At 30.9% G+C, this 25,231-nt stretch carries 20 protein-coding genes and 2 riboswitches; of the genes, 16 read left to right on the top strand and 4 right to left on the bottom strand.

Annotated elements, in window-relative coordinates:
• The first annotated feature begins 208 nt into the window (after positions 1 to 208).
• Complete coding sequence (locus BEE63_RS06880) at positions 209 to 541, top strand: PadR family transcriptional regulator (RefSeq protein WP_066020680.1); 333 nt, start codon at positions 209 to 211, stop codon at positions 539 to 541.
• 1 nt (position 542) lies between these two features.
• Positions 543 to 1,064, top strand: a complete 522-nt coding sequence (locus tag BEE63_RS06875; protein WP_066020679.1) for a DUF6609 family protein — start codon at positions 543 to 545, stop codon at positions 1,062 to 1,064.
• A gap of 125 nt (positions 1,065 to 1,189) precedes the next feature.
• Here BEE63_RS06875 and asd read toward each other — a convergent pair whose 3' ends face one another.
• On the bottom strand, positions 1,190 to 2,269 hold the full coding sequence (asd, locus tag BEE63_RS06870; RefSeq protein WP_066020678.1) for an aspartate-semialdehyde dehydrogenase: 1,080 nt from the start codon (positions 2,267 to 2,269) through the stop codon (positions 1,190 to 1,192).
• Positions 2,270 to 2,477: 208 nt separating this feature from the next.
• On the opposite strand from asd, the gene BEE63_RS06865 reads away from it, so the two are divergent.
• The 8 genes from BEE63_RS06865 to BEE63_RS06835 all read left to right on the top strand — a co-directional run bounded on the left by BEE63_RS06865 (position 2,478) and on the right by BEE63_RS06835 (position 10,148).
• On the top strand, positions 2,478 to 3,302 hold the full coding sequence (locus BEE63_RS06865; protein WP_066020677.1) for a PRD domain-containing protein: 825 nt from the start codon (positions 2,478 to 2,480) through the stop codon (positions 3,300 to 3,302).
• 187 nt (positions 3,303 to 3,489) lie between these two features.
• Positions 3,490 to 5,505 (top strand): glucose PTS transporter subunit IIA, encoded by a 2,016-nt coding sequence (locus tag BEE63_RS06860; RefSeq protein WP_066020676.1) that lies wholly within the window; start codon positions 3,490 to 3,492, stop codon positions 5,503 to 5,505.
• A gap of 267 nt (positions 5,506 to 5,772) precedes the next feature.
• The gene (locus BEE63_RS06855; RefSeq protein WP_066020675.1) at positions 5,773 to 6,087 is read left to right on the top strand and encodes a PadR family transcriptional regulator; all 315 of its coding nucleotides are present in this window, start codon (positions 5,773 to 5,775) and stop codon (positions 6,085 to 6,087) included.
• 1 nt (position 6,088) lies between these two features.
• Positions 6,089 to 6,664, top strand: a complete 576-nt coding sequence (locus tag BEE63_RS06850; protein ID WP_066020674.1) for an HAAS signaling domain-containing protein — start codon at positions 6,089 to 6,091, stop codon at positions 6,662 to 6,664.
• Positions 6,665 to 6,675: 11 nt separating this feature from the next.
• A complete protein-coding gene (locus BEE63_RS06845) occupies positions 6,676 to 7,587 on the top strand; it encodes a DUF4097 family beta strand repeat-containing protein (RefSeq protein ID WP_066020673.1) in 912 nt (303 codons plus the stop codon).
• A 40-nt stretch (positions 7,588 to 7,627) separates the two neighbouring features.
• Entirely contained in the window at positions 7,628 to 7,768 is a 141-nt protein-coding gene (locus BEE63_RS21625; RefSeq protein WP_157797101.1) for a hypothetical protein, read from the top strand.
• Between the two features lie 161 nt (positions 7,769 to 7,929).
• Complete coding sequence (locus BEE63_RS06840; protein ID WP_066020672.1) at positions 7,930 to 9,111, top strand: MFS transporter; 1,182 nt, start codon at positions 7,930 to 7,932, stop codon at positions 9,109 to 9,111.
• A 134-nt stretch (positions 9,112 to 9,245) separates the two neighbouring features.
• A complete protein-coding gene (locus BEE63_RS06835) occupies positions 9,246 to 10,148 on the top strand; it encodes an alpha/beta hydrolase (RefSeq protein ID WP_198507934.1) in 903 nt (300 codons plus the stop codon).
• Positions 10,149 to 10,246: 98 nt separating this feature from the next.
• Here the strand turns inward: BEE63_RS06835 and BEE63_RS06830 are convergent, their stop codons facing one another.
• Positions 10,247 to 11,743 carry an Ig-like domain-containing protein gene (locus BEE63_RS06830; protein ID WP_066020671.1) on the bottom strand — a complete coding sequence of 499 codons (1,497 nt, stop codon included), beginning with the start codon at positions 11,741 to 11,743 and terminating at the stop codon, positions 10,247 to 10,249.
• A gap of 190 nt (positions 11,744 to 11,933) precedes the next feature.
• Positions 11,934 to 15,566, bottom strand: a complete 3,633-nt coding sequence (metH, locus tag BEE63_RS06825; RefSeq protein ID WP_066020670.1) for a methionine synthase — start codon at positions 15,564 to 15,566, stop codon at positions 11,934 to 11,936.
• Between the two features lie 73 nt (positions 15,567 to 15,639).
• Positions 15,640 to 15,742, bottom strand: a riboswitch (SAM riboswitch).
• A 159-nt stretch (positions 15,743 to 15,901) separates the two neighbouring features.
• Between metH and BEE63_RS06820 the strand changes: the two genes are divergently transcribed.
• The 6 genes from BEE63_RS06820 (at position 15,902) to BEE63_RS06795 (ending at position 23,584) form a co-directional block, all read left to right on the top strand.
• Positions 15,902 to 17,824 carry a PrkA family serine protein kinase gene (locus tag BEE63_RS06820; RefSeq protein ID WP_066020669.1) on the top strand — a complete coding sequence of 641 codons (1,923 nt, stop codon included), beginning with the start codon at positions 15,902 to 15,904 and terminating at the stop codon, positions 17,822 to 17,824.
• A gap of 4 nt (positions 17,825 to 17,828) precedes the next feature.
• A complete protein-coding gene (gene yhbH, locus BEE63_RS06815; protein WP_066020668.1) occupies positions 17,829 to 18,998 on the top strand; it encodes a sporulation protein YhbH in 1,170 nt (389 codons plus the stop codon).
• The gene (locus BEE63_RS06810) at positions 18,995 to 20,377 is read left to right on the top strand and encodes a SpoVR family protein (RefSeq protein WP_066020667.1); all 1,383 of its coding nucleotides are present in this window, start codon (positions 18,995 to 18,997) and stop codon (positions 20,375 to 20,377) included. The genes yhbH and BEE63_RS06810 overlap by 4 nt, the downstream gene beginning before the upstream one ends.
• 562 nt (positions 20,378 to 20,939) lie before the next feature.
• Positions 20,940 to 21,881, top strand: coding sequence for an adenosylcobinamide-phosphate synthase CbiB (gene cbiB, locus BEE63_RS06805; protein ID WP_066020666.1), 942 nt, complete (start codon positions 20,940 to 20,942; stop codon positions 21,879 to 21,881).
• A 384-nt stretch (positions 21,882 to 22,265) separates the two neighbouring features.
• Positions 22,266 to 23,141, top strand: coding sequence for a response regulator (locus tag BEE63_RS06800; protein ID WP_066020665.1), 876 nt, complete (start codon positions 22,266 to 22,268; stop codon positions 23,139 to 23,141).
• Positions 23,123 to 23,584 carry a chemotaxis protein CheX gene (locus BEE63_RS06795; protein ID WP_066020664.1) on the top strand — a complete coding sequence of 154 codons (462 nt, stop codon included), beginning with the start codon at positions 23,123 to 23,125 and terminating at the stop codon, positions 23,582 to 23,584. Before BEE63_RS06800 ends, BEE63_RS06795 begins: the two co-directional genes overlap by 19 nt.
• Before the next feature lie 188 nt (positions 23,585 to 23,772).
• On the opposite strand, the gene BEE63_RS06790 is transcribed toward BEE63_RS06795, so the two are convergent.
• The gene (locus BEE63_RS06790) at positions 23,773 to 24,588 is read right to left on the bottom strand and encodes a biotin--[acetyl-CoA-carboxylase] ligase (RefSeq protein ID WP_066020663.1); all 816 of its coding nucleotides are present in this window, start codon (positions 24,586 to 24,588) and stop codon (positions 23,773 to 23,775) included.
• A gap of 418 nt (positions 24,589 to 25,006) precedes the next feature.
• A riboswitch (FMN riboswitch) is annotated at positions 25,007 to 25,121 on the top strand.
• The last annotated feature ends 110 nt before the right edge of the window (positions 25,122 to 25,231 follow it).

The raw sequence follows: 25,231 nt of genomic DNA, 5'->3' as shown, positions 1-25,231 counted from the left end.
ATAGTATAGAAAATACTAGGTGATATAAATATTGCCTGGCATTTTTTTATGTAGAACAGTAAGATAATAAATTTTTAATATTAGTGTTTGCAAAAAAACATATATAAAATAACAATATACTTTTGCAGACGATGTATATATGTATATAATGTAGTTAAAGTAATTTTACAATAAGAGATTTAAATAATATTAAACAGGAAGTGATACGATGTCCATAACTTCTGATATTATAAGAGGTCATACAGAAACTATAATTCTAGCAAATTTAGCTAAGGGTGACAGTTATGGTTATGAGATAAATAAAGAAATAAAGAAAAAAACTAATAATAAATATGAATTAAAAGAAGCTACGCTATATTCAGCATTTAGAAGGCTTGAAAAATCGGAGCTAATAACATCTTATTGGGGAAATGAAACAGTAGGGGCAAGGAGAAGATATTACTCTATAACTCCTCTTGGGTTAGAAGCACTTGAAAAAAATAAAAAAGATTGGGAAGATGCTAAGAATTTAATTGATAGTTTAATAAATGGAGGTATTTAAAATGAAGGATAATTTGTACTTATACCCACGCCAAAAAATATTTGGTGTATTTTTAGTTGCAATTGCAGTTACAATGTACCTTACAATAGCTTTTCCTTATAATGGGACTCCGAATGGAGCATTATTTGGATTGTGTTACGTTATTTCTATATTTGGAATCATGTTAAATCCTATAGTACGCAAAAAGTTTTCGGTGGGCAAAGCCAGTAATAAGCAGAAGATGATGTCGAATTTATCCTTGCTTATTTTAGTAATTGGAGCATTTATAATTTTTAAAGTATTTAAAACAAGTGATTACAGGACTATTTGGATATTGCTATTTGCATTGGTAGGAGTACACTTTCTTATATTTATACCTGTTCACGGAAAGCTTATAGGGATTCTTGGTTTAATATTGATTGTTAATGCAGTAATTGGGATTATATTGACATCTATTCCGCTGAATTTGGTTTTTATAATTGATGGAACTATAAAATTAATTTTTGGAATAATATATCTTAAGGTCAGTCCTATAAATTGGTGATTGAAAATAATGCTAGTTAATAGTATTTAAGAACATTAAAAAAAGAGCAATAAATCTTAGGGCATTAGTTCTTATATGCTCAGATTTATGCTCTTTCTTATGCATAAATTTATTTATAGTTTGAATTAATATAGGTAGCCTTCTTTGTATAATAATTCAGCAGTTAAAACGGCACCGCCGGCTGCTCCCCTTAGAGCATTATGAGAAAGTCCTACAAATTTATAATCGAAAAGAGAATCTTCCCTAAGTCTTCCAATGCTTATTCCCATACCTTTTTCAAGATTTCTGTCAAGCTTTGGCTGAGGTCTAAATTCATCTTCAAAATAAGTTATGAAATGATGGGGTGCAGTTGGAAGATCTAATTCTTGAGGCTTTCCTTTGTAACTTCTTAATTTCTCAATTATTTGTTCTTTAGTAGGTTTCTTTTCAAACGAAACAAATGTTGCAGCAAGATGTCCATCTGAAACAGCAACCCTTATGCATTGAGAAGTTATTATTGGCGATTTTGCAGAAACTATCTTGTTTCCTTCTATATGTCCCCATACTTTTAAAGGTTCATCTTCACTTTTTTTCTCTTCACCAGGAATAAATGGTATTGTATTGTCTAATATTTCTGGAAATTGTTTAAATGTTTTACCACTTCCAGATATTGCTTGGTAAGTACAAACTAATATTTTAGTTGGTTTGAATTCTAAAAGTGCACTTAATGCTGGGACATAACTTTGAATAGAACAATTTGGTTTTGCTACAATAAAGCCTTTTTTTGTTCCAAGTCTTTCTTTTTGTTTTGGAATTATTGAAAGATGTTCTGGATTTATTTCCGGAATTATAACAGGAACATCATCTGTAAATCTGTTTGCTGAGTTATTGGATACTACAGGAATTTCATGTTTTGCGTATGTTTCTTCTATTTTTTTTATCTCATTTTTATCCATATTTACAGCACAAAATACAAAATCAACTTGTTTTGCAATTTCATCAATGTCATAGATGTCTTTTACCACAAAGTCCTTTATATATTCAGGCATTGGTATGTCTAGTTTCCATCTGCCTTTTACAGCATCAGAGTACTTTTGACCGGCAGAACGTTTGCTTGCAGCTATACAAGTAACTTCAAAGTATGGATGGTTATCTAGTAAAGTTGCAAATCTCTGCCCAACAAGACCTGTTCCGCCTAGTAAACCAACCCTAAGTTTTTTATTCATTTAATATCCCTCCGTTAACAGTAAATGTCATATATGTATTAAAATGCAAAATGCATGATATTTATGCAGTGTTATTAAATTATTATACAACTTTAATGTAAGAATGTAAATTGTATTTAGTCTGTTTTAGTGATAACATTATATAAAATAGTAAATTTGTTTATGAAATGTTAAATGTATTGCGAAATTTGGAAGAGGTAGTACTTGTATGGTAAGTTATGTTGTTAAAAAGGTTTTGAATAATAATGTAGTTATTGCGGTGAAAGAGGAATGTGAATTCATATTAGTTGGAAAAGGTATTGGTTTTAACGCTAAGAAAGGAAGTCTTATTACTGAAAATAAGGTAGGGAATGTGTTTGTAAAACAATCATCTGATAAAAGTAAATTTGATGTGGTATTAAAAAGTATAGATAGAAAAATAGTTGGAATATCTGAAGAAATAATATCTTTATGTGAAAATGAGCTTGGCATTAAACTTAATGCTGCTATTCATACATCACTTCCAGATCATATAAATTTTGCATTTACTCGAATAAGAAAGGGTATAAAAATAGAAAATCCATTTTTAAATGAAATAATGGTGTTATACCCAAGAGAATATAAATTGGCACAGAAGGCTCTTGATATGATTAATGAAAGCTTTGATATAAAACTACCTAGAGATGAAGTTGGATTTATATGTATGCATATTAATGCAGCTATTGTGAGAAAAAATGTAAGTGATACGGTTGAATATACAAGAAAAATTGGAGATATAATGAAATTTATTTCCGTTATACTCAAAAAAGATATAGATAAAAGTTCTTTAGCTTATGAAAGGACAGTTACACATATAAATTTTGTTCTTGATAGAATAATGAAAAAGCAAACTATTAAAAACCTTTTGCTTGACAGTATAAAGAAGCAAATGTATAATGAATACGGTCTAGCATTAAAGTTAGCTATTAAAATTGAAAGTTTATTTTCTGTAAAGGTTCCAGAAGATGAAGTAGGTTATTTAGCTATTCATCTTAAAAGATTAAAAGAACTATAAGCAGTGTAACTATTAAATTAGGCACAAGCTTTATTAAAAGAAATTTGTTCTTACAATTTTCTTTTATTTAGCTTGTGCTTTATTTTTTTGTGAAAGTATAAAGATATGCAGATTATTTTTATGTATATCCTAAATACTAAAAGCTAACACTTATTAATATTAGTCAAAAAGTAAGGAGGAAATAATAATGAAGGGAAAAGGAAACGGAAAGGTTTTTGCAGTACTTCAAAGAGTTGGTAAGTCACTTATGCTTCCAGTATCCGTTTTACCAGCAGCAGGAATACTTCTTAGGATTGGTCAGCCAGATCTTTTAAATATTCCTTATATTGCAGAAGCAGGTAATGCTATTTTTAGTAATCTTCCAATGATTTTTGCAGTTGGAGTTGCTATAGGATTTTCAGGCGGAGAAGCTGTTGCGGCTCTTGCAGCAGTAGTAGGACAATTAATTTTAGAGGCTATTGAAAAATTAGCCAGTACAACAGCAGCAGCAAATCAGGCTCAGGCAGCAGCTGCGGCTAAGCATATGACACTTACAGCATTCAAGGCTACTCAAGCATACAGTAACATAGTTACTAAAACCACAGTAGATATGAGTGTATTTGGTGGAATAATAATAGGTATAACAGCAGCACTTTTATATAATAAATTTCATAATATTAAGGTACCACAAGTACTTGGTTTCTTTGGAGGAAAGAGATTTGTTCCAATAATTACATCCGTATCAGCTGTTATTATTGCTATAATCGGAGTTAATATATGGCTTCCAGTTCAGGGATGGATAAATAATTTTGCAACTTTTGCAAGCAGCTCAGCACTTGGACCTGCAATGTATGCAGCAGGTAAAAGACTTTTAATACCAGTTGGACTTCATCATATTTACTATCCAGTATTTTTGTATCAATTTGGACATTTTGTTTCAAATGGTGTTACTTATGTAGGAGATACAGCAAGATATTTTCATGGAGATCCTACTGCGGGACACTTTATGGCAGCTGAATATCCAATTTTAATGTTTGGTCTTCCAGGTGCAGCGCTAGCTATGATTGCAACTGCTAAAAAGGAAAAGAGAAAGCAAATAGCAGGTATGATGGTTTCAGCAGCTTTTGTAGCTTTTGTAACAGGTATAACAGAACCTATTGAATTTTCATTTATATTTGTTGCGCCAATTTTATTTGTATTTCATGTAATTGCAGCGTTTTCAGCAGGTATTGTTACAAGTTTATTAAAGATAAGACTTGGTTATACTTTTTCAGCATCTTTTATTGATTATGTATTAGGCTTTAAATATGCAGGTCATCCTTGGCTTATATGGCCAGTTGGAATTGTTTATTTTGTACTTTATTTTGTAGTATTTTATTTCACAATTAGGGCACTTAACATAAAAACTCCAGGAAGAGAAGACGAAGAAGATAATGATATAAAACCTATAAATGTTAAGGGAAGTGCAAAAGCAGCTAAAGTTCTTGAGGCTATAGGTGGAAAAGATAATATAAAAGTCTTAGATGCATGTATTACTAGACTTAGACTTAACTTAAATGATCCATCAGTTGTAGATAAAAATACATTAAAGGCACTTGGTGCAGCAGGAATAATGACATCAGGGGACAGCGTTCAGGTTGTTTTTGGTACTCAAGCAGAAAGTATTAAGGATGACATAAAGGCAATAATTGAAAACGGCGGTGTTGTAAAGGAAAGTGAAGCAGGGGCTGAGGAAGAAGAAGTTCAAGAAAGTAGCGGAGTAACAAAAGGCAAACATGAACTTCTAAGTCCTGCAGATGGTGAAATAGTTTCACTTGAAGATGTTCCAGATGCAACATTTGCTGAAAAAATGCTAGGTGATGGTTTTGCAGTAATACCTTCAGGAAATGAAATATACTCACCTGCTACTGGAGAAGTATCTGTTCTTTTCCCAACTAAACATGCATTTGCGATAACTACAGATAGCGGACTTGAACTTTTAGTTCATGTTGGAATTGATACTGTAGAGTTAAACGGAGAAGGATATACAGCATATGTAAAGCAGGGAGATAAAGTTCAAAAGGGAGACTTGATTCTAACTTTAGATACTGAATTTATAAAGGGAAAAGGTAAAAATCTTATAACACCTGTAATTGTAACTAATATGGATTCTGTAGAAAAGATAGATGTAAAATCAGGTGAAATCAAACATGGAGAGAAAGCAGCAGACGTTAAAGTAAAATAATATGTAAAATATACGTAGATGTATAATATTAAAGTTTCCAATATTTAACGAACTATTTTGAAAATAGAATGCTAAATATTGGAAATTTTTGCTTTGCATTAATAAATCAAAAAAGTAAATATGAGGTATTAATAAAAGATAGTTATGCTGTGGATAATAATTATTTAAAAAATGGAATATCTTAAAATATAGTACCTTGCAATATATAATACTAAGTGTTATACTATAGTTGCACAATAGAACTGGTATTTTTAAAGGAGCAATGATATGAATACTCAATTAAAGAAAGGAATTTTAGAATTATGTGTTCTTTCTATATTAGATAGAAAAGACTGTTATGGGTACGAACTTGTAGATGAAATTTCAAAAAACATAGAAATTTCCGAAGGAACAATATATCCCCTGCTCAGGAGATTGAGTAAGGAGGGGTATTTTACAACATATCTTCAAGAATCTACTGAAGGGCCACCTAGGAAGTATTACAAATTAACGGAATCAGGAAGAGAGATGAAGCATAAATTAGTTGATGAATGGCTGGAATTTGTTGAAGGTGTGAACAGTATAGTAGGGGGGGAAAAATAACATGAATAAAAATCAATTTTTAGATGTATTAAAATATTACCTTAAAGATTTCAATAAATCAGATATGGAAGATATTCTTTATGATTATGAAGAACATTTTAGGGTTGGAAAAGAAAAAGGAAAAAGTGAATATGAAATAGTTGAAGAACTAGGAAGTCCAAAGGATATAGCAAATCAATATAGAGAAGCAAGTGGTATGGAAAGAATAGACGATAATAGCAAACAAAAATCAATAGGGGCTTCAATCGTAAGTCTTATTGGTTTGCTTTTATTTAATTTGATATTTGTCTTGGGAGTATATATAGGAATGGCAGGATGTGTAATTGGACTATGCGCAGCTGCCTTTGCTATTACTTTTAGTGGTGCTGCTATTATGTTTGTTAGTATATTTGGAGGACTTTTTAGTAATTATTTCATCCTTCCAGATGCTGTTGCTAGAATTGGCATATTTTTCATAGGTGTAGGGACAGTGGCGTTAGGTTTACTTGCATGCATAGGAATGTTTTATGTAGTTAAATTCTTTGCCAAAGTAACTGTAAAATATGTAAAATGGAATATTAAGACCATTAGAGGATAGGAGGGGTAAAATTGAAATTTAATATTAAAAAAATAGTTATTGGACTTTTAGGTATCATGTTAATATGTTACGGAATAGGAGCAGCTATATTTAGTTATGATTATAAGAATATTCGTTTAAATAAGAGTAATTACAACTATAATACATCTAAAACTTTAGATGTGAATGGAATTAAAACAATATATGTAGATACGTCAGATTCTAGTATGAGTGTTGCATCAGGAGATGAAACTAATGCAAAGGTTGATGTAAAAGGTATAGTAACTACTAATAGCTATAATAGACCTAAGCTTAACTGCTATAAAAAAGGTGATACGCTATATATAGAATTTAAAAGAAAGCATAGTTTTATGATTGGGTGGTACAATAGTTCACAAGTAAAAATGAATATTACTATTCCTAAAATTTATAATAATAACATGGAGGTATACTCATCTGCTGGAGATGTTAGCTTAAGAAATCTTAAATTAGATGATTTATATAGCAAGCTAAGTGCAGGTAATCTTGATATGGGCAACTTAAATTTAAAGTCTTTAACTTGTAAAAACAGCGCAGGAAGGATTACAGGCGACAATATTATTTGTAATACATCCTCTGTGGATAGTTCAGCGGGAAATATAGGACTTACTAATTTTAGTGGAGATATAAAGTCAAGAAATTCAGCAGGAAAAACCAGTGTACAGTATAATAAATTTAATAATAATGTGGATTTGAAAAATTCAGCAGGAAATATATATTTAACTTTGCCTAAAGAGTCTAAGTTTAATATTGATGCTTCTGTTAGTGCTGGAGATATAAATTGCAGCTTTCCAATAACTGTTAATGGAACTAGGCATGAAAACAGTGTTATTGGAAGAGTCGGCGAGAGTAATAATACTATAAAGATAAGAAATTCAGCAGGTAATGTTGAAATTAATAACTAAAATATGGTAAGATAAAAATGTTAAAAGAGGAGGGTAGAATATGATGCATACATTTAGCAAAATAAGAAAAGACAAGAGTATTAATTATTGTTGTGCAGTCACAAAAAATGGAATTTACGATTTCTGTAGGGGAAGTCTATCCATTTTTAATAGTTTTGCCAATACATGTATGATATCATAGTGCCTTTTGTGAAATTTTTTTATTAAAATTTTCAAGAATGATTAGTTGAATCTATGGATCGTATGTTACTGTCCATAGATTTTTTTATTTGGTTTTATTAATATGGATAAACTCTCCATTGATATTTATGAATAAAAAAGCTATACAATGGAGGATTTATTATGAAAAATATAAATAGAAATATAAGGGTAAGTTATATATATAATTTGCTAATGAATTTTGATATGACATCAGCTATATGGGTACTTTATTTAAGCTATAAAGGGTTAAGTTTAGCTGAGATAGGTGTAATAGAAGCTATATTTCATGTTTCAAGTGTTTTAGGTGAAATACCTACAGGAGCCGCTGCAGATTTTATTGGAAAAAGAACAAGTATAATTTTTGGAAGAATAATGTCCGTAATTTCTGGAATTATTATGATATTTGGAAACAATTTTTTTGTGTTTTCAATAGCATTTGTGTTTTCTGCTTTAGGTCATAATTTAAATTCAGGAGCAGAGGAATCCTTGATTTATGATACTTTAAAGCAGTTAAAAAAAGAGGATGAATATAATAAAACCGCAGGAAAAATAGCAGTAACGATGGAAGTTGGAAATGGTCTTGCCGTATTTATTGGAGGGGTACTTTCGGATATTAAATTTGTGTATGCGTATATTTTGTCGCTTATTATTCAAATTGTAGCTTTTACTACATCAACTCTATATGTTGAGCCAGCACGTAAGTCTAAAAATGAAATTACCACATCTAATTTTTTAACTCACATTAATGAGAGTAAGAATATTTTCTTTAAAGATAAAAAAGTTTTTTATTTAATATTATTTTCTGAAATTACAGCGACTATAGCAATGACTATTTATTATTATAGTCAAAAGTATTTTGGAGATATGAAATATACTAAAACTATAATTGCTATAATACTGCTATCGGATAATGTTGTTCAAGCTTTTGCAGCTAAAATTTCATATAAATTAGAGAACAGGCTAAAAGAAAAGGGTATTGTAATATTGATACCTGCATTGTATATGGTATCAATTATTGGACTTTTCTTTTTCAAAGGGAATATAGTAATTGCATTTTTTCTTGTATGTTCCTTTAGTTGTGGAATCACATATCCTATATTTAGTAACTATATTAATTCATGCATATCATCTAAATATAGAGCTACAATACTTTCTTTTCAAAGTATATGTTACAGTGTATTTATGATTGTAGTGTTTCCGATTATAGGATTTTTCGGAGATAAATATGGGATTAATAATGCATTTTTGTTTATTATGCTTTTAATTATTCCAGTTGCCTTTATAGGGAAAGGAATAGTGAAAACTTCAATTCATAATTTATAGATAGTACGAAAATGAACGCCAATGATATATGTAAAAGTAATTATTGGCGTTTGCTAGTTACCAAGATGAAATTTGTTTTATAATACATTTAAGCTATAATATAAACTATAAATACAATTAAGGGGTTGATAATAGTGGAAGAAAGTTTGAAATTTACCAGCGAGGAAATTGATGTAGCTATAGATAAATTAGAAATTGAATTTATTTCAAATATTATATATTCTCAGCCATCTATATTCGGTTATAGTAATTTTCCTCTTAAGCTAGATATTTTAAAGCCAAAGGGTGACGAAAAATATCCAGCAGTAGTGTTTGTACCTGGAGGAGGTTTTTTTAGCTCAAATAAAGATAAGTATATTCAACAAAGACTTGCTATTGCGGAAAGTGGGTATGTAGTTGCAAGTATTGAATATAGAGTTGCACCAAGAAGTGTATTTCCAGCACCTTTAGAAGATGTTAAGTCGGCAATTAGATTTTTGAGAGCTAATAGCGAAAAATATAATATTGATAAAAATAAAATTGCGGTAATGGGAAATTCAGCAGGAGGATATTTGGCGGCTTTTACAGGAGTAACAAATGAAGTGAAAAAATTTGATAAAGGGGATAACTTAAATGAAAGCAGCAGTGTTCAAGCTGCTATTGATATTTATGGTTTATCTGATTTAAAACAAATTGATAGTGGTTATCCAGAAGAAATTAAAAAACTTCATGAATCAGAGGGGTCTCCAGAAGCTTTATGGGTAAATGGCCCATCTTTAAACGGTGATCATAATAATGATGGACGTAAAAAGTTTTCAGAGGCAAATCCAATAAATTATATTGATAAGGCTATACCACCATTTTTACTTATGCATGGAGATGAGGATAAGTTAGTTTCACCAGATCAAACTAAAATTTTGCATGAAGCTTTAATTAAAGCTGGGGCTAATTCAACTCGATATGTTGTTAGAAATGCTGAACATGGTGGTATTTATTGGGCTCAACCTAAAGTTAATAAAATCATAATAGAGTTTTTGAATGGAGCGCTAAAAAAATAAACAACGCTAAGTATAATAAAATGTACCCTATAGAGTAGACATTATAAAAAAGTCTACCTATAGGGTACATTCTATAAAACCTAGTGTTTTAATACTAACTATTCTACACTAAATATCAATATTTTATCGAAAAGCAGATAATCTTTTTTTGCTGAAGATGTCCCTTGTGACGGTACATTAATTATATAATATGCTTTGGTTGTCTGATTATTTGCTCTAGCATTGTACCAATTAATAAAATCATCAATTTCATTTTCAGTTAAATAATATTCTCTGGTAACCTCATTTCTCATATATACTGTTAATTTATTTTTGCTAGATTCTTGGTCTACTACAGTCACTGTACAAGTAGCAGTTTTACCATCAGCAGTTGTAGCAGTTACGGTTGCAGTTCCAGCTTTAACAGCAGTTAAGGTTCCATTTACTACTTTTACAGTTGATTCATCACTTGAAGACCAGGTTACGCCCTTACTTGCTATATCAGCAGGAGTAACTTTTGCAGTTAATGTATCAGTATCACCTACGGTTAAACAATCTGTAGTTTTATTTAAGCTTATTGTAGTTGGGTCTTTTACAGTTACCGTACAAGTGGCAGTTTTACCATCAGCAGTTGTAGCGGTTACGGTTACAGTTCCAGCTTTAACAGCAGTTAAGGTTCCATTTACTACTTTTACAGTTGATTCATCACTTGAAGACCAGATTACTCCTTTACTTGCTATATCATCAGGAGTAACTTTTGCAGTTAATGTATCAGTATCACCTACAGTTAAAGAATCTGTAGTTTTATTTAAGTTTATTGCAGTTGGCTCTTTTACAGTTACAACACATGAAGCACTTAAATCACTTCCATCTTGAGTGGTTGCTGTTATATTAACTTGTCCTGCCTTGAGTGCTGTTATTTTTCCAGTTTGATCGACTGTGGCAATTGATTCATCACTTGAAGTCCAAGCTATTGATTTGTTTGCTGTATTATCAGGAGTAACTGTAGTAGTTAATGTATCGTTTTGATTTGTTAATAATTCATCGGTTGTTTTACTTAGGGTTATACCTTTTGCTAATTGGATTAAATATCCTGTATCGTCTATATCAAGTGCATCAAGTGTTGAATTGTTTCCTAAATCGATTCTTAAAATGTGAATTCCTTCGTTAAGACCTGTTTTTTCAAATCCAATAGCTTGTACAACACTATCTCCAATTTCATTAAATTGTCCTAATTTAGTATTATCAACGTAAACAAAGTTATTGTTACTTCTATCAGGAAAATAATGCATTATAATTCTAAATTTTGAACCGTAAAATTTAATTAATACTGTGCCTTTTCCATATTTGATTGAACCATTATAATAACCTTTATCTGCCCAATTATAAAAATCTCCTTTGGATAGCATCCTTGTATCAGTATCGTCGTATCTTTTCCATCCTTTTTCAGGGTGATATAATGTGTTTCCAACTTTGGCGCTATTCTCTACAGTATTACCTAAATTAGCAGTACCTATCTCTGCACCATCATTATTAGCTGCCGCAAAAATACTAGTAAAACATCCTAGAACAACTATTAGAAATACTACCAAAGAAAATCTAAATTTGTTTTTCATTAATACATCCTCCCAATTTGTAATTTTATTAATTTTTATACAGTTAATTATCGTAATGTAGCTAATATGTATAATAGTAAAATAACGGTTAAAATAAAGTCGCAGAATTATTTGCAAAAAATAAAAAGGCTATATATTAATAAGTTGGGTTACTTACTAATTTATATAGCCTAAAAATAATTAATAAATCTTATATCAATGTATTCAATAATTTTTTAATTTCTTCGATGTTTTTACCACTTCGTTCAGTGTAGTCCTTAAGTTGATCCTCGTCTATTTTATTTATATTGAAGTACTTAGCATTTTCATTTGCAAAATATAATCCGCATACGCTTGAAACAGGCTCCATCATAAAGCTTTCCGTTAGATTTACTCCTATGGATTCATCTTTACATAATAGGTCAAATAATTTTGTCTTTTCGGAGTGATCAGGTAAACATGGATATCCGAAAGCAGGTTTTATACCTCGATATATTCCTTTAAATAGTTTATCTAAGGATAAATTTTCATCTTTAGAATATCCCCAATATTCTTTTCTTACCTTAAGATGAAGAAATTCAGAGAAAGCTTCAGCAAGTCTATCACATAATATTTTAACCATTGCAGAACCGTATTCATCGCCATTTTGTTTTAGCTTTTCAGAGTACTCTCTGGCACTAATTCCAGCAGTCACGATAAAGCCGCCTATATAATCTTTTATGCCACTTTCCTTTGGGGCTATATAATCTGAAAGGGATTTGCAAGTTTTATCTTTAAGCATTTGCTGCTGGCGTAAAGTGTTAAAAGTTATAGTTTGTTCATTATTATACACTTCAATATCATCGCCAATTGAATTAGTAGGGAATATACCAAAAATTCCGCTGCATGATATTATATTCTCTTTCTCTAGAATATCCAGCATAGCGTTTGCATCATTAAGAAGTTTTTTTGCTTCAGTGCCATATTTAGGATCATCCAATATTTTAGGATAATTCATTCCCATATCCCAGGCAGTGAAGAAAAAAGTCCAATCTATATATTTCCTAAGTTCAGCTATAGGAACATTAATAAGTTTTTTAATACCCGTGAAATTTGGAATGGCTATTTCTGATTTATTCCACTCAATATTAAATTTATTTTTTCGTGCATTATCCAAAGAAATAAATTTAGCTTTGTGAGTAGAAAAGGTCTCTCGTATTTTAGCGTATTCTTCATTTGATTTTTTTATATAGCTAGAGCTATTAGGTCCTACAAGATTTTTAGCTACAGTTACAGCATTGGAAGCATCTGTACTGTGAATTACTTTGTCATATTTAGTAGCAATCTTTAAAGCTGTATGAGTTTTTGAGGTTGCAGCGCCGCCAACTATAAGTGGAATATCTAAACCACGGCGTTTCATTTCTTCTGCAACATGACTCATTTCATTTAGCGATGGAGTTATTAAACCACTTAAAGCCACTATATCTGCCTTTTCTTTTATGGCAGTGTCAAGTATGGTTTCGCATGGTACCATAACTCCTAAATCTATAATCTCAAAATTATTGCAGGAAAGTACTACAGAAACTATGTTTTTGCCTATATCGTGTACGTCGCCTTTTACAGTTGCAAATACAACCTTACCAGCACTTTTACTATTGCCTTTTTCGGCATTTATATATGGAAGTAAGCATTCAACAGATTTTTTCATAACTCTAGCACTTTTAACGACTTGAGGTAGAAACATTTTTCCTTCGCCAAATAACTCTCCAACTTTTTTCATTCCGTTCATTAATGGGATTTCTATAATTTTTAAGGCACTTTTATATTCTTTTCTAGCCTCTTCTATGTCTTCTGCTATATACTCTATATTTCCTTTAACTAGAGCATAATTAAGTCTCTCACTACAGCTTTTAGTTCTCCAGGTATCTTGAGCTTTATTCTCAATCTTTTCTGAGTTTTTATAGGTTTCTGCAAATTCAAGAAGTTCTTCTGAGGCGCTGCTGCTCTTGTTTAATATTACAGCTTCTACTTTATCTAAAAGTTCTTTATCTATGTCATCATAAAGATCAATCATTCCAGGATTCACTATACCCATATCCATTCCAGCGTTTATTGCATGATACAAAAATACTGAATGCATTGCTCTTCTTATTACATTGTTTCCTCTAAAAGAAAAGGAAAGATTACTAACTCCGCCGCTTACTTTTGCATAAGGCAAATTTTCTTTTATCCATTTTACGGCTTTTATATAATTTACAGCGTAATTGTCATGTTCTTCTATACCTGTTGCAATGGCTAAGACATTTGGATCAAAAATAATGTTTTGTGGTGGAAAGTTTATCTTTTTAGTTAGCAAATCATAAGCTCTTTTGCAGATTGCAATTTTCCTTTCAAAGGTTTCAGCCTGACCGCGCTCATCAAATGCCATTACGACAGCTCCAGCGCCAAAGTTTTTAATTATTTTTGCCTCTTCTAAAAATTTGTCTTCACCAACTTTAAGACTTATAGAATTTACAATTGCCTTTCCTTGAATGGATTTAAGACCAGTTTCTAAAACTTCAAAGTTAGAAGAATCTATCATTACTGGAACTTTTGAGATTTCAGGGTCGCTGGCAATTAAGCGCAAAAATGTTTCCATTTCTATTTTGGCGTCTAAAAGGGCATCATCAAAATTAACATCTATGATTTGAGCACCATTTTCAACTTGATGTTTAGCAATTGTAAGAGCTTCTTCATAATTCTTTTCGCGTATAAGCCTTGCAAACTTACGTGAGCCCGCAACATTTGTTCTTTCACCAACATTTACAAAATTACTTTCTTTGTTTATTTTTATGGTTTCAAGTCCAGCATAAATTGTTTCTGGTTTTATTGTAGGGATTTTTCTTGGAGCGATACCCTTAACAGCTTTACTTATAGCTTTTATATGTTCTGGAGTAGTACCGCAGCAACCTCCAACTATGTTAATGCATCCTTCAAGTGCCAATTTCTTTACGAGAGAGGCAGTTTCTTCTGGAAGCTCCTCATATTCTCCAAGTGAATTTGGAAGACCGGCATTTGGGTAAAAAGATATATATCTATCCTCAGTTTCAGAAAGCTGTTTTATAAAAGGTACAAGTTCCTTTGCCCCAAAAGAACAGTTAAGACCTATGGCTATTATATTGTCGCCCTTCATAGTTTCTGCAAAGGCATCAAGAGTTTGACCGGATAAAATTCTTCCACTTTTGTCTGCTATAGTTCCAGATATTATAATTGGAAGTTGTTTGTTCTTTTTTTCAAATATAGTTTCTGCGGCAAAAATTGCTGCTCGTGCGTTTAGTGCATCGAATATGGTTTCTATTAATAAAATATCTACTCCGCCGTCAACTAGACCTTCAATTTGATGTTCATAGGCAGCTAATAAATCATCAAAGCTTGTGTTTCTAAAGCCGGGATTTTCTACATCAGGTGACATAGAAGCAGTTCTATTTGTTGGTCCAATAGAGCCAGCTACAAATCTTGGTTTATCAGGAGTTAAATTTGTATAATAATCTGCTGCCTCGCGGGCAAGCTTTGCACCATTAAAATTAATTTCATATATTTTATTTTCCATATGATAATCTTTTTGAGAAATTTCATTTGCGTTAAAGGTGTTTGTTTCTATTATGTCAGCGCCTGCTTCTAAATATTTTTTATGTATTTCTTTTATTATTTCAGGCTTAGTTAAATTTAGTATATCGTTATTTCCTTTTTGATTTGAATGACAGGCACAGGATAATTTGCCTTCAAAATCATTTTCCTCTAGGTTAAAAGATTGAATGCAGGTTCCCATAGCACCATCTAATACTAGAATTTTTTTATTAAGTAAATCCTTTAGTATTGAATTCATAAGTTAGCCCCCTTAGAATTAGGATAAAATAAAAAAGCCCTGGAAATAATCCCGGGCGTGATATTCGTGATTATTCTCATCTATCAGCATATCGCTGCAGGAATTAGCACCGCGTATAATTAAATACTGGTTGCCGGGTTTCAAAGGGCCAGTCCCTCCACCACTCTTGATAAGACTCTATGTTAAATTGATTTTATTATATTAGTTATATTAAAAAATGTCAATAGAGTAATTTTACAATAATAAATACATATATTTAATTATATATAATCCATTTAATACTTGGAAATTATTACTAGAATATAAAACTTATAAAAATGATGGGAGGTGCATTTATGGATTTTAAAGAAATCATAAAGAATGATAGAGTTAGCTCAAGAAAAGCGAAATTTGAAGGTACATTTATCGAATATCTTGATATAGTTAAGAAAAATCCTGAAATTGTTAAATTAGCCCATAAAAGAATATATGATATGATAAATGCTAAAGGATCACAAGTGCTAAAACCTGAGGAAAATCCAAGGATAAGAAAAATTTATGGTAATGAACAGATAAAAAAATATAATTTCTTTAAAAATGATTTCTTTGGTATAGACAAAGTTATCATGAAACTCATGAATTACTTTAATGCAGCATCGATGAAGGGGGAAGAGGCAAGGCAGGTATTATATCTTGTAGGACCTGTAGGTGCAGGTAAATCATCGCTTGTAGAATCTATAAAAAAAGCACTGGAAGAGGCAGAACCAGTGTATTACTTAAAAGGTTGCCCTATGAGAGAAGAGCCACTTCATCTTATTCCAAAACATTTAAGAGGAGAATTTGAGAAAATGCTTGGAGTGGAAATAGAGGGAGATTTATGTCCTGTTTGTAGGTATAGGCTTATGCATGATTATAATGGGGAATATGAAAAATTTCCTGTGGTAACCAGTGGATTTTCTATAAGATCAAGAAAAGGTATTGGTGTAGTGCCTCCTGTAGATCCTAACAATCAGGATACATCAATTTTAACAGGCTCAATTGATATATCAAAGATGGATTTGTATCCTGAAGATGATCCTAGAATTTTTTCACTTAATGGGGCATTTAATGTTGGAAACAGAGGTCTTGTAGAGTTTATAGAAGTATTCAAGAATGATGTAGAATACCTTCATACTATAATTACAGCAACACAGGAAAAATCTATACCATCACCTGGGAAAGGCGCTATGATATATTTTGATGGCTTAATAATAGCACATTCAAATGAGGCTGAGTGGAATAAATTCAAATCAGACCATACTAATGAAGCTATACTTGATAGAATTGTAAAAATTGAAGTGCCGTATTGCCTGGAATTAAGCGAAGAGAAAAAAATATATGAAAAGATATTAAGAAAAAGCAATTTTACAGCTCATATAGCACCGCATAGTTTAAGTGTTGCAGCTATGTTTGCCATATTATCAAGACTTAAACCATCGTCTAAGGTTGATTTAATAACAAAACTTAAAATATATAATGGTGAGGATATTGTAGAAAATGGTACTACTAAAAAAGTTGATATAAATGAACTCAGGGAAGAAGCAGGCATTATGGAAGGCATGAAGGGAATATCGACAAGATTTATAGTTAAGGCCATAGATAATGCTCTTTCAAACTCTCAGTATAACTGTATAAATCCATTGAGTATTATGGAGAACATTATAAAGTCGGTAAAGGATCTTGATATAGCAGAAGATGAAAAGAAAAAGTATCTTGGCTTTGTCCAAAATATAATAAGGAAAGAATATAATAAGGTTTTGGAAAAAGAGATAACAAAAGCCTTTATCCACAGCTACAGGGAACAAGCAGAGACTTTATTTAATAATTACCTTGATAATGCAGAGGCTTTTGTAAATAAAACGAGACTTAAAGATAAATCTACAGGGGAAGAGCTGAATCCAGATGAGAAATTTATGAGATCTATTGAAGAACAAATAGGAATATCTGAAAGCTCTGCTAAGGGCTTTAGAACAGATGTAACATCATATATGTTTTATGTAGTTAGAAATGGCGGAAAAATAACATATGATGCATATGAGCCACTTAAAGAAGCCATAGAAAAGAAACTTACATCTTCAGTTAAAGATTTGTCTAGAATAATAACAAAATCAAGGGTAAGAGATAAGGAACAGGATGAAAAATATAACACCATGGTAGAAGAAATGAAGAAAAATGGATATTGTGATTATTGCTGTGATGTAGTCTTAAAATATGCCGCAAACAATTTGTGGAAGGATTGATTGTATGGCGATTTTTAGAGATTATAGTATTACGCCTACGGAACATGACAGAACTATAGGAGACAGAAGAAGACACAGAGAGTTAGTTGAAAAAGCAATTAAAGATAACCTGGCAGATATAGTATCTGAAGAAAGTATAATTGGTCAAACAAAGAACAAAAAAATCAAGATACCAATTAGAGGTCTTAAAGAATATAAGTTCCTATACGGTAATAATGATTCTTATGTTGGAAGCGGAACTGGAAATGAAAAAAAGGGTCAAGTGATAGGAAAAGAAAGAATGAATGGACAGGGTGGCAGCAAAGGAGCTGGAAATGGTGAAGGTGAGGATATATATGAAACTGAAATAACCATTGATGAAGTTTTTAGTTACCTCTTTGAAGATTTAAATTTGCCAAACTTAGATAAGAAAAAATATTCTGAAATAGTAACGGATAGTTCTAAGAAAAGGGCAGGATATCAGAAGTATGGCATAAGACCAAGACTTGCGAAGAAGAGAACGGTTATAGAAAAAATAAAAAGAGAGCAGGGAAGGAAAAGAGCTATAAAGGAAACTGACAGCGGTGAAAAAATAGATAGATTTCCATTTAGGGATGAGGATTTAAGGTATCATAGGATAAAAGAAAAACCTAGAAAGGAATGCAATGCAGCAATACTGTGCATAATGGATTGCTCGGGTTCTATGGACAGTACTAAGAAATATCTTGCGAGGTCTTTCTTTTTTATACTATCTAGGTTTATAAGGATGAAATATGTTAATGTTGAGATAGCTTTTGTATCCCATTCAACAGTTGGACGTGAAGTAACTGAAACAGAATTCTTCCATAAAGTTGAATCTGGAGGAACATATATATCAAGTGGAATAAATAAAGCGATGGATATAATAAAAGAAAGATTTAATACAGCTTTATGGAATATTTATGGGTTTTATGTGAGTGATGGAGATAATTTTACCGAAGATGATGACAGGGCAATAAAATCCATGGAAAAGCTTTGTGAAATTTCAAATATGGTTGGTTATGCTGAAATTTTGCCATACACATATTCTGGCACGATGAAATACAAATTTGATTCGAATATCAAAAATAAGAATTTTATATCTTCAACGATAAAAGACAAAGAAGATTTATGGCCTGTACTTAAAAAAATGCTCATAAAAGAATTAAAGGGGTGATAGATATTGGGGATTATACATTAAAGGAACTTGAAACTTGGAATGAAAAAATTGAAAAGAAAGTCAAAGAATTAGGTTTAAATTATTATGAGCAGGAATTTGAGATTATAGGTTATAATGACATGCTGGCAGCTGAGGCATACACTGGAATGCCTTCAAGATATCCACATTGGAGTTTCGGAAAAGCTTATGAAAAACAAAAAACACTTTATGGTTATGATCTTGTTGGTCTTCCATATGAAATGGTCATAAATTCCGATCCGTGTATAGCTTATTTAATGAAAGAGAATACTCTTTTACTTCAAATTCTTACTATGGCTCATGTGTACGGTCATAATGATTTCTTTAAGAATAATAGACTCTTTAAAGAGGGTACAGACGCTGGAGAAACTGTTCAGATGTTTAAGAATCATGCGGATACTATAAGAAGCTATATAGATAATCCCTCTATTGGTGGTAAAAGAGTTGAAAGCCTTTTAGATGCAGCTCACGCAGTAAGATATCAAACTTCGAGAGTTCCAGGAGAAAAGAAACTCTCACAGAATGAAATAAGGAAAAAGGTTATTGAGGATTTTAATAGAAGTTATAAACCTAAAAGTGTAATTGAACCGTATGAAGAGAGAAAACAGCCCAATTTGAATAAGATACCTTTAGAGCCTGAAGAGGATATCTTATATTTTATGGAGCTGTATGGAAATTTTGATGAGTGGGAAAAGAATGTAATAGAAATTGTGAGATATGAAACGGCATATTTTATTCCACAAATTGAAACAAAAATAATGAATGAAGGATGGGCGAGTTATTGTCATTATACAATACTTAATGATTTAAATCTTCCACAGGGACTTCACTTAGAATTTTTAAAAAGGCATAATGATGTTTTAGCACCTCTTCTTGGTTCACTAAATCCTTATTATCTTGGATTTAAAATATTAAAGGATATAGAGAAAAAATACGGACGTGATAAGCTTTTTGAGGTTAGAGAAATTGAAAGAGATGAATCATTTATAAGAAAGTATCTTACAAGAGAACTCTGTGAAGAATTGAACCTATTTGAGTTTTCGAGAAAACATGGTGAATATATAATAGACAATGTATCAGATGAAGATGGTTGGAAAGAGATACGAAACGCTATATGTGGCAGTTGTGGTATGAATGGCATACCTGAAATAAAGGTAATAGATTTAGATAGAAAAGATAATAATTTAGTATTGGAGCAAACTTATGATGGACGTGAACTTAATATGCAGTATGCAGAAGAAACACTGAAATATATGGTTGACTTATGGAGAGGTAAGGTTACTCTTAAGACAGTCATTGATGGAAAAGAATATAGAATTTTATGTGATGAAAACAAAAAAATATGTGAAGTGAAGTAACAGTGCTTTGTAACATTAAAAAAATTCTATAAATCTAAGGTGAAAAAATGATAAAATACTAAGAATTTTGAATAACTCACTAGCGTTCAGACAGATTCAAAACTCTAAGTATTTTACAATTTTTTCACCAAGATTTATTAGAATTTTTTTAAATTGTTACAAAGCACTGTTACTTCACTTTTACAGTAGTACAAGGAAAAAAATTCCTCCGTGCCTACGGAATTTTGGGCGTAGACTTATTTGAACTTTAAATATAGTTACTGCAATAAATAATTGGAACAAGCTTAAGGAAAATTAAGAATTAAGAATGAAGGAGGATTTTCCCACGCTTTGCTTTGGAAAATCTACTAACTTAGAAAAGAACATTTCCACTGGGGAAACGGAAGCAGTTATAAGTTTAAAAGTTTTTCGTAGTAGAACGGAGAAAAAGTTACCATCATTCTTAATTTCTTTTGTTTAGCTTACTTCGCAGTATTTTGTGCTTGAGAATAGATGATTAATTTTATATACTTATTTTAAGAATAATATGTTATGTACTATTAATTAAGTTAGGAGTTTACAGATGATTGATATACTAATTGCAGTAATAATTGATTGGGTTATTGGAGATCCATATTGGTTTCCTCATCCCGTAATATACATTGGTAAGTTAATTAAAAGTTTAGATAAAGCCGGAAGGAAAATTTTTAAGGATGAAAGAAAACTTGTTTTATGGGGAGGACTTATTGTAGTAATTGTAGCAGGTATAAGCTTTCTCATTCCGTATGAGATATTGAAATTAATAAAATCTAGGAAAATTTTGTATCATGTAGTTAGTATTTTAATAATATGGACAACCATTGCAGCAAGGTGCCTTCACAATGAGGGGAAAAAAGTTTATGTATCGCTCAATAATAATGATATTAAAGATGCGAGAACTAAACTTTCATACATAGTTGGAAGAGAGACGAAAAATCTTTCGGAAAAGGAAATTATAAGGGCGGATGTAGAAACTATAGCTGAAAATACTTCAGATGGGGTTATAGCACCACTTCTATTTGCAATTATAGGAGGTGCTCCATTAGCTATGATGTATAAAGCGGTAAATACTATGGATTCTATGCTTGGATATATGAATAGCAAATATAGATATATTGGTTTTTTTCCTGCGAAGACTGATGATGTTTTCAATTTTATACCTGCCAGAATAACTGGAATTTTAATTTGCCTGGTTTCTCCAATTACTCAGGGCAATATATTTTATAGTTTTAAAATAATGATAAGGGATAGAAAAAATCATAAAAGTCCAAATTGTGCTTACCCAGAGGCGGCAGCTGCGGCAGCGCTTGGAACAGTACTTGGTGGTACCAATGTATACTTTGGAGAAATTGTTGAAAAACCTACAATGGGAGATAAAAAGCATGAACTTAAAGCAGAGCATATATTACAAGTTATAAAGCTTATGTATGCATCAGAAATTTTATTAATAATTATTTGTTCTATAATAAGCAGTTGTTTAATATAATAATATTAGGAAAAGATTTCTTTGAAAAAAACTATTTTTTATCTGTAAGTTTTGGGACAACATATAAAAAGACTATGGAGTGTACTTGTATTTTAAAGAAATAACTCAAGAAAAGTTAAATTATTACGAAATATTAAGGTGATACTATAAAAAATATGATCCTGTAAGATGAGATAACAATGTTTATGTGTCATGAGACCTTAAGTTATGTTAATTATTGGTATTACATTTTTAAAGTATTATATGAAAAAAATTTTTAAAAATGTTGTAATGGCTAATATAGAAGGCTTTCCCAGTATAGAAATATAACTTAAAATCTTGAAAAAAGGTTATAAATAGAATACAATTAATTGAATAGGCTATTAATTTTAGGGGGACTTTGTTATGGAAAATACAAGAATAGTAATTGTAGACGATTCGCCATTTTCAGTTTCAATTATAACAGACATTCTTATAAAAAATGGGTTCAATGTTGTAGGCAGCGCAGGTTCACTTGAGGAAGTTAAGGAAGTTGTAGAAAAGCTAAAACCAAATTTAGTAACTATGGATATGGTTTTGTCGGATAGTGATGGATTTGAGTGTACTAAAGCGGTACATGAAGTTGATCCTAATATAAAGGTTATAGCTGTAAGTTCTATGATGGATGACGAAATCATGAAAAAGGCTAAAAAAAATAATATAAGTGCTTATGTTCAGAAGCCTGTTGAAGAAGCAGATTTAATACTTGCTGTAAAGAGAGTATTATCAGGGGATGAGCTATTTATAGAACTTAAAAATGAATATTATGATATATTTAAGCAAGCATTTTCATATGCTTTTAATAAATTTATAAAAGAAGTACCAAGTTTTGAAGAAAATGATGGCAGTAAAATGGGACATTTAGAAAACGGAATTTCAGTGGTTATGGGAATTATAGGTAAATATACTGGCAGATTAATTATTAATGTATCATATGAAAATGCCAATAAATTTGCTAAATTATTATTGAAAAGGGATTGCAAAAATTTCCAGGAAAGCCTCAATGTTCTTGGAGAATTTTCAAATATAATTGCAGGTAATGCATGTTCTATGCTTAATAGAGAAAATAGGGTATTTGGAATGAGGGTAGCACCTCCAACAATAATTTATGGTGAATCTATTAATATATCTAAGAATAAACTTGATACAATAAAATTTTTGACGGTTAATACTGAATGCATGGAAATAAATATGAGTATTGGGTTTAGTAAGGGGGCAGTAGAATGGATGTCAAATATATAAATCCTTTTTTAAAGTCATTTATGAATGTAATGCCTCAGCTTGGATTGGCTGATATTAAAAGGGGTAAAGTGACAGTTAAGGGTAATTCAATTAATAGTTCTGGTGTCATGATTATAATAGGAATTGTAGGAGACATTAAAGGAAATGTAATGTATTCAACAACTATTGATGCTGCAAAGAAAATTGCATCTACAATGATGATGGGAATGGAAGTTACAGAACTTGATGAGATGGCCCAAAGTGCAGTTTCAGAGCTTACTAATATGCTTACAGCCAATGCTGCTACAAATTTTGCAGATGAAGATGTAAATATAGATATATCTACACCGGCGTTAATGTATGGCGATTTTACAGCTAGTGCAAGTTATGGTAAAGTTCTATGCATTGAAATGTTTGTCAACGATATGCCTTTTGAAATAAATATTTCTCTTAATGTTATGTAATTAAATTACATCTATTTGAAAATTAAAACATGTATAAACTTAATCTTTAATATAGTTATACATAAGTTAAAGAATCTTAAAAATAGCAAGTCCGTTGCGCAGTTAAATGTTCGCAATATGGGCTTGCTGTTTTCTTTGAAATGCCTAAATTCATATTTATAATTCAATTTTATAAGCTTTTAATTGATTTAGTAAAATTTATTTAAAGTTACTTCTCCAGATATTAAATTTTCAGTATGACCATCTTTAAACATAATAACTAATTCACCAGAATTGTTAATATCTACAGCCTTAGCTGATATAGTTTTATTTTTTCTAGTTATTTCAATATCCTTACCTATAAGAATTGAATTTTTTTTGCATATTTTTAGAAAGTTTTGAGAATCTTTTGTATGCATAAAATTATCATAGAATCTTTCAAAATCATTTAAAAAGTATGTCAATACAATTTCTCTGGATACAGGTTTATTTAATTCTATAGCAAGAGAAGTTGCTTTATTTGAGATTTCTTTTGAGAAGTCATCAAAATTTTGGCTTACATTTATACCTATACCTAGAATTATATTCGGTTCATTAAATGAATCTAAGGATAATTCAGTTAAGATTCCAACTAGTTTTTTGTTATTTAAAATTATATCATTTGGCCATTTAATAAAAGCTTTTATATCGTTTTGAGTGTTAAAAGAATATGTAATTGAAGCGGCAGCCAATTGGGTTATTAAAGGGAGTAAATTTGGCTCTATATGTGGTTTTAATATTAAAGACATCCACAGTCCTTTATACTTTGGTGAACGCCATTTCCTGTCTGAAAATCTGCATTTTCCTAAAGTCTGTTCTTCGGCTATTATAAGTGTTCCGTTTTCTATATCCTTGTTAATAAGTCTTTTAGCTTCTAAGTTTGTGGAATCTATACTTTCTAAAAATATTAAATTTTTTCCAATATATTTTGTTTTTAAGTTCTGCTTGATTTTTTCTATATTTAAAGGCGAATATGCGTTTTCCAAAGTGAAAAACCTCCTAATAAATTAACTTCGTATATTATAAATATTGCGAATTAACATTGATTTGTAACATTAAAAAAATTCTATAAATCTTATCATAACTGGGGTTTGGGTCAAAGACCCATTATCCTTGCTTTTATTTTAAGCGAATTAATAGTATTTTGGAAACAATTTAAATAAAATTCAATAAGACTTGCTTCAAATTATAAAAGGACTTAGAAATTTTAATTGTTTGAGCTTTTTTCAGCGAGTTATTAAAATTACTTAGTTTTTTTATAATTTGGAGCTTAGTCTTATGATTTTTATTTAATGTTTCAAAATACTATTAATTTGAATTATTTATATATTATGAATTATAGCATATTTGTCTGGTATTGACATAAAAAATCAAATGGGGTATACTGAATGCAATCGAATATGGAACATCCTTCAGGGATGGGTGAAATTCCCAATCGGCGGTAAAGCCCGCGAGCCTTTTGGCAGATCCGGTTAAATTCCGGGGCCGACAGTTAAAGTCTGGATGAAAGAAGGAATGACGTACTGCAGTACGTGTATTTTTGTTTATAAATCTCTGAAGAATTTCTTTGGAGATTTTTTGTTTTGCCGGCAATTATTAGTGAATTTAGGGGAGTGGGCAGATTGAACG

This window comes from Clostridium pasteurianum (assembly GCF_001705235.1).
Lineage (GTDB): Bacteria > Bacillota > Clostridia > Clostridiales > Clostridiaceae > Clostridium_S > Clostridium_S pasteurianum_A.
The sequence above is the reverse complement of the archived record's forward strand: the minus strand, read 5'-3'. Positions and strand labels throughout refer to the sequence as shown.